12 protein-coding genes are annotated in these 12,426 nt (G+C 51.2%); 4 read left to right on the top strand and 8 right to left on the bottom strand.

Going from position 1 to position 12,426, the window contains the following annotated elements:
* The 7 genes from ACMGGS_RS00855 to ACMGGS_RS00825 form a co-directional block, all read right to left on the bottom strand.
* On the bottom strand, positions 1-1,797 hold the full coding sequence (locus tag ACMGGS_RS00855; RefSeq protein WP_414166174.1) for a thiamine pyrophosphate-requiring protein: 1,797 nt from the start codon (positions 1,795-1,797) through the stop codon (positions 1-3).
* Between the two features lie 91 nt (positions 1,798-1,888).
* Entirely contained in the window at positions 1,889-4,045 is a 2,157-nt protein-coding gene (locus ACMGGS_RS00850) for a putative bifunctional diguanylate cyclase/phosphodiesterase (RefSeq protein WP_414164652.1), read from the bottom strand.
* Between the two features lie 140 nt (positions 4,046-4,185).
* A complete protein-coding gene (locus tag ACMGGS_RS00845) occupies positions 4,186-5,472 on the bottom strand; it encodes an MFS transporter (protein WP_414164651.1) in 1,287 nt (428 codons plus the stop codon).
* A gap of 93 nt (positions 5,473-5,565) precedes the next feature.
* Positions 5,566-6,027 (bottom strand): RidA family protein, encoded by a 462-nt coding sequence (locus tag ACMGGS_RS00840; RefSeq protein WP_414164650.1) that lies wholly within the window; start codon positions 6,025-6,027, stop codon positions 5,566-5,568.
* A gap of 18 nt (positions 6,028-6,045) precedes the next feature.
* On the bottom strand, positions 6,046-7,206 hold the full coding sequence (locus ACMGGS_RS00835) for a M20 family metallopeptidase (protein ID WP_414164649.1): 1,161 nt from the start codon (positions 7,204-7,206) through the stop codon (positions 6,046-6,048).
* A gap of 18 nt (positions 7,207-7,224) precedes the next feature.
* A complete protein-coding gene (locus ACMGGS_RS00830) occupies positions 7,225-8,304 on the bottom strand; it encodes an alanine racemase (protein WP_414164648.1) in 1,080 nt (359 codons plus the stop codon).
* A gap of 16 nt (positions 8,305-8,320) precedes the next feature.
* The gene (locus ACMGGS_RS00825; RefSeq protein WP_414164647.1) at positions 8,321-8,992 is read right to left on the bottom strand and encodes a transcriptional regulator; all 672 of its coding nucleotides are present in this window, start codon (positions 8,990-8,992) and stop codon (positions 8,321-8,323) included.
* A gap of 568 nt (positions 8,993-9,560) precedes the next feature.
* Here ACMGGS_RS00825 and ACMGGS_RS00820 point away from each other — a divergent pair.
* The 4 genes from ACMGGS_RS00820 (at position 9,561) to ACMGGS_RS00805 (ending at position 11,346) form a co-directional block, all read left to right on the top strand.
* Entirely contained in the window at positions 9,561-9,881 is a 321-nt protein-coding gene (locus ACMGGS_RS00820) for a hypothetical protein (RefSeq protein WP_414164646.1), read from the top strand.
* Positions 9,882-10,080: 199 nt separating this feature from the next.
* Entirely contained in the window at positions 10,081-10,323 is a 243-nt protein-coding gene (locus tag ACMGGS_RS00815) for a hypothetical protein (RefSeq protein WP_414164645.1), read from the top strand.
* A gap of 386 nt (positions 10,324-10,709) precedes the next feature.
* On the top strand, positions 10,710-10,910 hold the full coding sequence (locus ACMGGS_RS00810) for a hypothetical protein (protein WP_414164644.1): 201 nt from the start codon (positions 10,710-10,712) through the stop codon (positions 10,908-10,910).
* A gap of 133 nt (positions 10,911-11,043) precedes the next feature.
* Positions 11,044-11,346, top strand: a complete 303-nt coding sequence (locus ACMGGS_RS00805) for a hypothetical protein (RefSeq protein ID WP_414164643.1) — start codon at positions 11,044-11,046, stop codon at positions 11,344-11,346.
* Between the two features lie 153 nt (positions 11,347-11,499).
* Here the strand turns inward: ACMGGS_RS00805 and ACMGGS_RS00800 are convergent, their stop codons facing one another.
* Positions 11,500-12,411: a LysR family transcriptional regulator gene (locus ACMGGS_RS00800; RefSeq protein WP_414164642.1), complete on the bottom strand. Its 912-nt coding sequence runs from the start codon at positions 12,409-12,411 to the stop codon at positions 11,500-11,502.
* Between the last annotated feature and the right edge of the window lie 15 nt (positions 12,412-12,426).

Below are 12,426 nucleotides of genomic sequence, written 5' to 3'. Positions count from 1 at the left end.
TCAGGATTTTTTGCCGGGCAATATTTCATTCATGATCTGACTGGCGGTATCGGCCAAAACCTTCCCGGCAGAGCGATCCCCTTTAGCCATCGACGCCATAAAGGCTTTCGCCTGCTTCAGGGTGATATGCGGCGGCAGCGGGGCCACTTCCGGATCGGTTTTCACCTCCAGCACCACCGGACGATCGGCGGCTAACGCTTCCTGCCAGGCACTCTGCAACTGCTCCGGATCGTCAACGAAAATCCCTTTCAGCCCCAGCGACTCGGCGAAACGGGCATAGCCAACGTCGGGGATAGCCTGAGTTGCCTCAAAGCGTGGATTACCCTCCATCACGCGCTGTTCCCAGGTGACCTGATTAAGATCCTGATTGTTGAATACGCACACAATTAAGCGCGGATCGCTCCAGCCCTGCCAGTATTTCTGGATAGTGATCAGTTCCGCCATATTATTCATCTGCATCGCGCCGTCGCCGACCAGCGCGACAACCGTTTTGGCCGGATAAGCGAATTTGGCGGCGATGGCGTAAGGCACCGCCGCGCCCATGCAGGCAAGGCCGCCTGACAACGAGGCGCGCTGACCTTGTTTCACTTTGTAATCACGCGCGAACCAGTTGGCGCAGGAACCGGAGTCGGAAGTAACGATAGCGTCGTCCGGCAGCAGGGGGGACATTTCCCATACTACCCGTTGCGGATTGACCGGTTTAGCGGAGGCCATCGCCCGTTCCTCCAGCGTCTGCCACCACTCTTTTACCCCGCGGGCAATCTCTTCCTGCCAGCTCCTGTCATCTTTGTGCTGTAACAGCGGCAGTAGCTCACGCAGGGTTTCTGCTGAATCTCCGTGCAAATTGACTTCAGCCGGGTAGCGCAGCCCCAGCATCGCCGGATCGATATCCACCTGCACGGCGCGCGCCTGTCCCTCTTTCGGCAGAAATTCGGTCCACGGGAAACCGGTGCCGATCATCAGTAGCGTGTCGCAATTCATCATCATGTCATAAGAGGGTTTGGTGCCCAGCAGGCCAATCGAGCCGGTAATAAAAGGCGCGTCATCCGCCAGCACATCCTTGCCCAGCAGCGCTTTTGCCACGCCAGCGCCAAGGACGTTGGCCAGTTGCACCACCTCCAGCGCCGCGCCGCGTGCGCCAGCGCCCACAAGGATCGCCACTTTCTTCCCGGCGTTTAAAATATCCGCAGCTCGTTGCAGATCCTGTTGATAAGGCACCACTTTTGGCCGCTGGTAGCCCGGACCTGAATGGGTAAAACCGTGGACATGTGGCAGGTCCTGCCAGGGTTCTTCCTGGATATCCTTCGGCAATATCAGAACCGTCACGCCATTTTGGGCTACTGCGATACGCACGCCGCGATCCACCAGATGCCGTACCTGGCTGGGGGAAGCGACCTCCTGCACAAAGTTCGCCACATCGGCGAAGACGCGATCGAGATTCAGCTCCTGCTGATAGCTTGCCCCACGCGCGGTGGCTTCCGCCTGACCGGAAATAGCCAGCACCGGGACGTGATCCATTTTCGCGTCATACAATCCGGTCAGCAGATGTGTCGCACCTGGACCGCCGGTTGAGAGACATACCCCCAGTTCACCGGTGAATTTGGCGTGGCCTGCCGCCATAAACGCCGCCATTTCTTCATGACGCACCTGAATAAACTCAATGCCATCATCCGCCTTGTTCGCGCGTTGCAGGGCACCAAGCACACCGTTAATGCCGTCGCCGGGATAGCCGTAAATGCGGGTGACGCCCCATGCTTTCAGACGCTCGATAAAGAAATCGCTGGTCATTTTTGCCATCATTTTGCCCTTAACCTAAAAGTGAAACGTAAGTTAAGGATAGTTGACATCAACAGCCTGTGTGGCGGACCCAAATGGGCGGATGGTGACATTACCGCTGGAGAAATGTGTGGCGGAACGCGGTGGCAGGAAGCGGTCTTCCTAACAGATATCCCTGCACTTCGGGGCAATGGTGGCTTTTCAGGAACTGTAACTGCGCGGCGGTCTCCACGCCCTCGGCAATCACGCCCATGCCAAAACTCCGCCCTAAATACAGAATGGCGCGCACAACGGCTTCGCTGCCCGGGTCGGTATGGACATCGCGAATAAACGAACGGTCGATTTTCAGCCGGGTCATCGGGAAGCGCTTGAGGAAGCTGAGCGAAGCATACCCTGTGCCATAATCGTCGAAGGCCAGACCCACCCCTGATTGTCTCAGCGCCTGCAAGAGTTTCAGGGTGGCGGCATCATGACGCAGCAGAATGTTTTCCGTAATTTCCAGCTCTATTGCCTCGGGGGGTAATGAGAGTTGTGCCAGGACATCACTGACCACGTCGATCAGCTTACGGGAGCGAAACTGCGCTTCAAAGAGGTTAACCCCCATCCTGAAATGAGGAACGACAGCACGCCATTCGGCAGCCTGCACACAGGCTGTGCGCAGGATCCATTCGCCTATCGCTGGCGCAGAAGGTTTGTTGTTAAGCGTCTCAATAAACGACGGCGGCGTCAGCAGTCCGCGTTGCGGATGATTCCATCGCAGCAGCGCTTCTGCGCCAACCAGCGCCCCGGTGGTGGTGTTGAACTGCGGTTGATAGAAAAGCTCAAACTCATGGTTTTCGAACGCCTGTTTAAGTTCGCTTTTAAAACGGCGTCTGTTAACGGCGACATCACGAAATGCAGGCTCGAACAGGGCGTAACGTCCTTTACCTGCCGCTTTAGCACGATAGAGCGCCAGATCGGCGGCACTCAGCAACTCTTCCGGTCTGGTGGCGTGCTGAGGGGTGAGGGCAATACCCACGCTGACGCCTATTTCAATATGCTGCCCCGCAAACTCATAAGGTTCAGAGAGGGTAGCGATCAACTGTACCGCTGTAGATCGCACCAACCGCAAATCATTGTCGTTAAGCAGTACCACAAACTCATCCCCACCCAGGCGGGCAATGATGACGGCTTCGTTAAAATGTCCTTTCAGCCGCAGGCCAACGTCCTTCAGGACCGCATCGCCAGCCAGATGCCCCTGCGTATCATTGACCTCTTTAAAACCATCAAGATCGAGCAAGAGCATCGCACCGGGACGGGCTTCCTGCATAAAACTGACGACGCACTGCCTCCAGGCAGCGCGATTAGGCAGGTCGGTCAGGGCATCAAGCGAGGCCATTTTGAATAACCTGGCTTCATTTTCCTGGCGCTCAGTAATATCGCGGACAATGGCCCCCACATTAGTGAGCTGACCTTCGTGCCAGGTGGAGAGTGAAAACTCGGCTGGGAATTCAGTACCGTCCTTTCGTAATGCCGACAGCTCAATTGTTTTATCCGCCAGCGCAAGCTCTTGGCCGTGACGAAGACGTTCGATTTCGTCTTCATAAATACGCAGCCAGCTTTCCGGGACGATCACTCTGCTGCTGCGATTAAGCACTTCCTGAGCGGTATAACCGAACAAGCGTTCTGCTGAACGGTTCCAGAAGGTGATATTACCTTCCGCATTGGAGCAAATAATGGCGTCAGGGGAGGTTTCGGCAATTTTTTTAAAGCGGGACTGGCTGGCGCTGCGCAGCGATTCCAGGCGGCGCATTTCCATCCGCTCCATCACCAGTGCCGTAATATCCGTCAAATTCTGGCGATCGCTCTGGCTGAATGCCTCATGGGGTTGACTGTCGATCAAGCAGACAGTACCAATCTTTTCACCCGTGGGGGTCACCAGCGGTTTGCCCGCATAAAAACGAATAAAAGGCGCTCCAAGCACCAGAGGGTTAGTGGCAAAACGGGGATCTTTGACCGCATCAAGAATGACGAGGATCTCGTCCTGCATAATGGTATGCGCGCAAAAGGAGATTTCCCGGCTGGTTTCAGTAGCGCAGAAGCCTATCTGCGCTTTAAAAAACTGTCTGTCGCTTGCCACCAGCGAGACCAGGACAATCGGCACGTTAAATAACCGTGCAGCCAGCCCTGCCAGACGGTCAAAGTTTTCTTCCGGCAACGTATCCAGTTGTTGATAAGTCGCCAGCGCGTCCAGGCGCGCTTCCTCATTATCGGGGACGGGATAGGACATATGCCTGCAAATCTCCCTGGTATCCATCACATTTGGGGTTAACTGTCTTGATTATACTCTATAACCGAAAAGTAACCGCTTGATATGTAGGGTAGCTTGCGCGATCTTGCCATAAGATCAGGGGGCGATGCCCCCTTTTTTCATTGCCGTGTTACCGCAGGATCAATAATCGGTTTGTTGACCATAAAGAAGTACACCAGTGACGCCATAAAGGCGATAACCGATGACGCGACCAGCGCGAGCGTGAAGGAGCCTGTGTGATCGAGGATCATGCCAGTGACAATCGGTGCGAACGAGCCGCCGATAAAGCCGCCGAAGTTTTGAATGCCGCTTACGGACGTAACGAGTCGGGAAGGCACCGACACCAGAATCAGACCCCATGCCGAGGTGCCAGCAAAATGGATGGAAAACAGCGCCATACTGATACAGGCGACGGCGACAAAGGTGCTTTCCGTATAGGCCGCTGGCAGCGTAAATCCTGCAGCACACAGCAAGCCCAGGCAGATCATCCATTTGCGGCTTTTCATTTTGTCTGCGCCGCGCTTCATCACCCAGTCGGCCACGACGCCGTTGACCAGCATGCCCGCCGCACCGAACAGGAAGGGAATAGCCGCTACCCAGCCCGTTTTTTGCAGGCTAAGCCCACGGGACATTTCGAGGTAAGAGGGAAGCCAGGTGAGGAACAGCCAGACCATATAACCCACGCCGTTAAAGCCAATGATCATGCCCCACATCGATTTCTGTTTAAATAAACCCGCCCAGTCTTTTAAGGTGACTTTCTCTTTGCTGGAAGGCGGCGTCTCTGCTTCAAGATGCTGAATATCTTCCGCCGACAGCCCGGCGTCTTCGCGATTGCGATAGAAAATAAACCACAAAAGGGAAAGCACAATTCCGCTTACGCCGATGATGATAAACATCATCCGCCAGCCAAACGCCAGCATTAAGGCAATCAATAACGGTGGTGCCAGTGCCTGCGCCAGCGTCGAGGACATATTAACAATACCCATCGGTACGCCGCGTTTGCGAATGTTATACCAGTCATTGACGACTTTGACACCGGTAGGTAAATGCGGCGCTTCACCGATCCCCAACACCACCCGGGCGACAATCATCTGGCTAAAGGAACCGACAAACCCCAGTGCGGTCTGGGCCACGGACCACAGGAAAATACCAAACCCGTAGACTTTTTTTACACCGAATCGCTCCATCACCATCCCGATAGGAAGCTGGCAAAGCGCGTAGCCGAAGGAGAACACCGACAATAATAGTCCCATTTCCGTTGCCGTTAATCCCATCTCCTCACGGATAGTGGTATTAGCAATAGAAAGCGACGTTCTGTCGAGGAAATTAATAATACCCGCCACGAGCAAAAACAATAATGCCATAATTTGCAAACGCTTCAGGCGAGAGCTTGCTTGACTGGACATATATTATCCTTTTGATATGTGATATACGCCACTACTCCACCGAAATAGTGGCGTGGCAGGGACCCGGTTTTATTCCCGGAAGTAAAAATAAAATTAAGCGTTAATTTCGAGAATTAATTCAATTTCAACCGGTGTATCAAAGGGTAAGGCATTGGTTCCAATGGCCGAGCGCGCATGTCTTCCCGCGTCGCCAAATATTTCAATAAGCAGATCGGAAGCACTATTGATGACAAAAGGCTGATCCTTAAAGTCATCTGCACTTTGGACAAATGCCAGCATTTTGATACAGCCAGTGATCCGGTCCAGGTCACCAAGATACGCTTTCAGCGAAGAAAGAATGTTAATAATACACTGGCGCGCCGCGCTTTTTCCTTGTTCAAGAGATAAGCGCTCACCCAGACGGCCATGATAAATCAGCTCACCGTTACGGCGGCAATCGTTGCCGGAGGTATATAATAAATTTCCAACCTGTTTCACCGATACATAAGAAAATTTGGGTGTACCAGGCTCACTGAGTGTAATTCCCAGTTCTGCCAGACGGGCTTCGATTTTCATTACAATATTCCTGATAGTTTATTTCAATAAGGTTAATGCCAGTTGGGTGTAAATTTGCGCGGCCTGATGTAACTCCTCTATACGGACAAATTCATCTTTGACGTGAGCCTGGGCCAAATCTCCAGGACCCATAATAATGGTCGGAATATGACAGTCGACCGAGAAGAACGGGGCCTCACAGGTGGCGTCAAAAATAGTTTTACGGGCTGAACCGGTTATTGTCGTAACCGCCTTGCAGGCCGCCTCGACAAGCGGATGGGCGTCATCAATAGCGGAAGCGGGAATAAAAAGATAATTCTCCAGCGAATAATCCAGTTCACTGGTTAGTCCGCTTTTTGACAACGCGCTCAACACGCTGTCATTGATGTCGCTGCGTTTCTCATCCGGGAGCACCCGGCGGTCGATTTCAATGCTGCACGACTGCGGCACAATATTTGGCGCGCTGCCACCGTTAATGGTGGTAACCAGCATGGAGGCGTTGCCTAAAAGGGGATGCTGCATTTGCTTAACGCGTTGACATTCCTGAAGCAATTCGGGAAAAAGCTGTGCCATTTTGTCAATGGCGCTGTCAGGATGACGGGTTTTAGCGGCATGGCCCGCCGTGCCGTGAGTCGTGACTCGGGTACGGCTGACGCCCTTATGCGCGATGCACACCTCCAGAGACGTGGGTTCGCCAATAATGGCGTAATCCGCTTCAACACCCTGGGCAATAAAATGTGCCATGCCGAGGTTAACGCGCTCTTCATCAACGTTAAAAAGTAAGGTGATTTCACCGTTAAAAGCATACTGGCGGCGTTTGATCAGCAAGGCGGCATAGAGCATCGCCGCCACGCCAGACTTCATGTCTGCTGCCCCGCGTCCAATAATGCGCTCGCCGTCAATGACCGCAGCGAAAGGTTCAACCGACCATCCTGTCCCGCAGGGCACCACATCGGTGTGACCATTGAAAATAAGTCGCTTACCCGGCTGCTGTCCCTTCAGACGCGCGATCACATTAGGCCGACCCGGAACCACTTCCTGTACCTCGGTCTCAATACCTTCGCTGCGTAATAGGTCTGCGATATAGCGCGCTACCGAATTTTCATTTCCCGGCGGATTTTCCGACGGATGCTGTATCAGGCTGCAAAGAAGCGTGATCAGCTCCTGCTGTTCTTCAGCAGTTAATGGGATGTCAGTCATATTAATAATTCCAGCTAATTAAAAACTTTTTCCACGCGCATCAATGGTAATGATTTCGCTAAATACACCCTCACGGAAGGCATATATTTCATCCACCAAATTAGCGACCACACAACAATGATTGGGAATAATGTGGATCTGCTCGCCAATGGCCAGGTTATATTTTTGTGGATCGTAGCGCAAATAACCATGCTCCTCATTCAGCTTCACCAGTTCAATGTCCGGGTATTCCTGAATCAATCCGTAAGATCCCGGTGTTGCTGAGAGATCCGAGGTCAGCGATTTGGTTCCCGCATCAATGGTGGCGTAGCCGGGAAGCGGAATGCTGACAACCGTCGCGCAAATAGTCAGCGCACAATTTTCTGTTGTGTAAATTCCACCGTTGATGGCATTCATATCGCCAAAAATAAAGTTGCCAGCCCGCGATTCGGTAATGCCGCGAAGTTCGTCAGCATACCAGGAGGAGAGCGTTGAGCCGCCGGATAAATGGCTAATTTCAAATCCATTGGCATTAAGACGATCCCGGCTATCGATTAATAACCGGGCTTCCTGACGCGCTGCCCGCCGGATATCCTGCTCGGTATGATACTGATAAATCGTGCCTGCATAAGTAAATACACCATCAACGTTTAATCCTGGCAGGGCGGCAACCTGCCCGGCGAATGCCAGCAGATCCTCCGGCTGAATGCCTTCCCGGTGCGCACCAAAGTCAATGGCGATATCGATATTAAAAATCAGGCCATTTTTTACTGCCTCCCTTGAGAGTCCTTCGGCACCGGCCAGGCTATCGACGATGGTGCGAACCGTTATTTTGCGCGCCAGTTCAGCATAGCGTCGACATTTGTCCTCACCAATAAGCGGGTAGGCCAGCAGGATGGCGTTAATGCCTCCGGCAGCCATCACTTCCGCCTCAGAAAGCTTGGCGCAGGTGATGCCACTGGCCCCAAGCTGTTGCTCAAGCCTGGCCAGACGCACGGATTTATGCGTCTTAATATGCGGCCAGTGCTGAATTCTGTTGCGGGTGAGGCCGGATGTCATGGTCGTGATATTTTTCTCCATGATATCCATATCAAGTGCAACGTAAGGTGTGGTCTGCATTTATTCCTCCTGACAGTTAACTGTCTATAGACGGATCCTCCCCTCGTAATTCGCCCAGATAGGCATAGAGGGTGTATTTAGAAATATTGAGAAATTCGCAAATCCTTTCGCCAGATTTTTTGATAAGAAACACCCCCTTGTCGTCAAAAAATTTAATGGCGTTCAGTTTATCCTGGCGGGTCATATTGCTTACGGGAACATCAATCAGGGTCATACACTCAGCAATCAGGTAGTCGAGCAATTCGCTGACGTCTTTAACGAAGACTTCATTCACTTCCTTAGAGGATGTCGGCGCGTTATCCGGGCGACCTGCCATTTTGTTCAGCATTTTTTCAGCCTGCAAAATGTCGCTAATATCCAGATTGATACACAGGGCACCGATCACCTGTTTATGGTTATTTCGCAGGTACACCGAGGTAGAGCGCAGCGTTTTACCCTCGCGTGTTTTGGTAAAATAGTTGTGCCGATCGCCATTGACATCGCTGCCACGCAGCACTTCCAGTCCTAAATTACTGCTCGGATCGCCCACTTTACGCCCGGTAACATGACCGTTAATGATGGCAATGATGCTGCTTTCCAGCCCCTGAGAGTGGTCGTGTAATACCACTTCACAGTTGTCGCCAAACTGCCCGGCAATGCCTTCCATCATGGGAAGGAGGAAATCGAGACTTTCTTGAATGCTTTCCATATCGACCTGAAATTTAGTTAGATAAACAAACTTTTTGTATTGTATAGCGGCAATGCGTTCATCAGATCAATCAAAAAATGAGCAAAAAGAGAGTGCGATCACACTATAAGCCAAACGTTTTGTTTGAAATTCAATGATAAGAAAACTTTTTGTTTGGTGAGAATTTGAGGGTTTTAAGTAGGTTTTTCAAATGGATAGGGAGAGATTTTACATGATGCTGGCAATTCCGCAGCCTGAAGGAACACGGGCTTCAGGGGCTGACCGTTATTATGGTACGGTGATTCCCGTTCACGGTTTATTTCATCCCCTGTCATCATTAAAATAATGATGTGCTGAACCCACTGTTCCTCTGCTTATTATCCTTGCCTCGTAAAACCAGCTATTATTACAATAGGTTATTCACATAATGACGTCATCAGGCGGCGAAATATAACGGGTCAGGATAGTTCTTAAAATATTTTCAGCCGGTTCGGTTGCGTTATACTGATAATGACAGGAAGACATTTTACTATTGAAATGTTATTAGCGTAGGGAGTTTAGAACCGTATAAAACAGGAGAGATGTACTAGTGTCAATTTCTGATGGAGATAAAAAAGGTTATATCGCCATAGGCGAGGCCGTCATTAGCCATATCTTCGAAAAGGAAGAAGTGTCGCGAGAATCTCTGATACGAAGGCTTGAGCAGCAAGCCGGACAGGACATAAACGAAGATCATCTGGCTGAAATTGCCCAGGCGCGTAAGATCCTGGAACGACTGGAAGAGGCTGAAACGCCCGACGGTACTAATGTCGTGAATCTGGCGTCTTCACGCAATGCCGGGAGTATTCCTCCTTCTGACGCTAAGCCGGAAGATGAAGATGGCGAGCAAGATGAAGCCAAAAACGGCTGATCTTGCCCTATGTCCGGGGCACTTTTGGGTGCCCTGAAAAGTCATACTTCGGTCTGACAGGAGGGATTATGACATTGCCTGGATCAGGATTTACTGATTAAAAAGACGACTAATTTTTTCGGCTTGCTGGTCTTTGATATCGGCCCTCTATACACTGTCCCCAGTGTAGTACTTAACCTATTTTTTTGCGGGGTCAGCGATGGCAAAAACACATGAAGAAGTGGCGCCAGAATGTAAAGGTATCCTGTCAAGTTTGGGGTCGGCACACGAGGAATTGCTGGGGCGCATAGTGATAGAGATGCTGCGTGCCGGGATGCCCGTCAGCCGTAAGTCACTTTTTTTAAAACTTGCCTTTTTGATGAATGACACTGAAGCACCTTCTGAGACTCTGTTATATGAAGGTATTTTCCGTTTGTTACTGAATGCAGACCACACGCACTGATCGGGAGATTTATCGGCCTTTTCAGTGAACAGGCTGCTAATGAATTTTCCGGAGGCCCATTGCAAAACGTTGAGATTGAAAAAACATCGTGGATAAATGCGCCTGGGCAAAAGGTCAACGCGACACCGCTGCCGCCCGTTGCCGCTAATAATGCGTTAACGGCTCCCGTTTACACCGCTTCGGCCCGCCGGGTCGCAACACTAAACACTAACCACGTTTCCGTGCGTGCTGGACAGGCGCCTGCGCTGACGCTTTTGTAGTAACGCTACGGAGCGCAGGCTCCGCATATCTCATCTAACCCATTATTTTCCGTGGTAACCACGGAGGGCTACCCCTTTGCGCTTTGTCCAAAGGGGAGGGGCTTTATTTAACCTTCAGGAGACAATTTGGACAAAAATGACCGTGTTCTACTTGATTCTGCCAGGGAGATCCTCGGTGTTGCTGCCGTATCGGTACTTAAACAAGGGCTACGTGCCTCGCCAGCAATGCTTTATACCCTGATATTGTCATGGGAAGAACGTGCTGAAATGCATGAAAAGCCTGCTTATCAGCTAGCGTTGAAGATTTTGTCAAAAAAACTGAATTGATTAGATATCAATTTTCGATATCATCAATAGCTCAATAATCTGTTTTATCGTTTGCCATCAGTTAAGGTGACAATTTTATAATCGGTATATAACGACAGATTTCCAGACGCCGACTGGCGAAAAGGAGATAACCATGAGCAAAAGTCAAAAAGAGATGCTTTCAGACTTGCTTATCGGTGAGGCAGTAATGAGTCTGCTTGAGGCTGATGAGGACGTGACCTTTGCGGCGCTTTTACAGGCGTTAACTGATGCCAGTAACAGACCGGAAAATGAGGGACGACTGGAGGCGTATAATATGGCTATCGCTGACGTGAAAGCATATATCGCACCTCAACGCAGCGAGGGAAGTTCTGATGCCAGGTTTGACGTCACTGCGATGTCCGACAGTTGGTTACTGAATGGCCTGGCCTGTTGCTCAAATGACCGAAAGCATTAAATCCTCAATAACGCCTCCGCTCTGGCGGAGGCAATTTATTATCCGACCGGACTCATATAACCGTCTGGCATGTCTGAAATAATCTTGTTCACTCATTCACTATTATCAGGTACGGCGGATTCATTTCTGCGCCTGTATTTATGATATTCACGATTAAGCCTTTATTCCCGCCGCGCTAAAAATTTGTTTGCGTAACCATCGATTCGCTGCATCGTCATCGTTTTTGGGATGCCAGTATATGCTGATGGAAAGTGGTGAAAGCGTAACCGGTGTCTTAAAGAGATCCAGTGAATCCACAAAGCGCTGCAATAAGCGAGAGGGCAGCGTACATAACAGGTCGGTACTGGCAACAAGCGATGGCGCAGTGGCATAACTTTGTGTCGACATCACCACATTGCGCTGCAAGCCCTGCTCCGCCAGAGCGCGGTCAACAAAGCCCGTAAACGGATCGCCCTCCGATGACACCAGCAGGTGGGGAGCTGCGCAAAAAGTTGCCATATCAAGATATCCCTGACCCCGGGGATGGCCTTTACGCTGCGCCGTCACAAATTCATCTGTCAGCAACTGGCGACCAATCCACGAATCATGAGCGCCGGAACTGACGCCAATATAAACATCGACGTCTCCCTTCTCCATATCAGCCGACAAACGCTCCGGCTCCGGTAGGGAAAAGCGCAGCCTTACGCCAGGCGCGGCTTTCATTATCAGGTTTAAAAGATCGGCCCCCAGCATCAGCGCCGGATTTTCATGCAATGCGACCACAAACTTACGCTGGCTGCGCGCAGGATCAAACCCGCCAGGTTCAAGCAGGGCTGAAATGCCATGCAAAACTTCACTGACAAGAGGGCGTAGCGATTCAGCTCTCGGCGAAGGAATAACGCCGCGTCCATGCGGAGAAGGAATGAACAATCGTTCGCCAAAAATAGCGTGTAATCGGGCCAGCCTTGCTGACATCGCTGGCTGGCTGATACCCAGCCGACGCGCGGCGTGGGTAATATTTTTCTCAATCAATAACGCATCAAGCGTCAACAGAAGATCGATATTAATATCGGCGATCCGGGACATGGCATCATCCTGCCA

It is taken from the genome of Superficieibacter sp. BNK-5 (assembly GCF_047456055.1).
GTDB lineage: Bacteria > Pseudomonadota > Gammaproteobacteria > Enterobacterales > Enterobacteriaceae > Superficieibacter.
The sequence above is the reverse complement of the archived record's forward strand: the minus strand, read 5'-3'. Positions and strand labels throughout refer to the sequence as shown.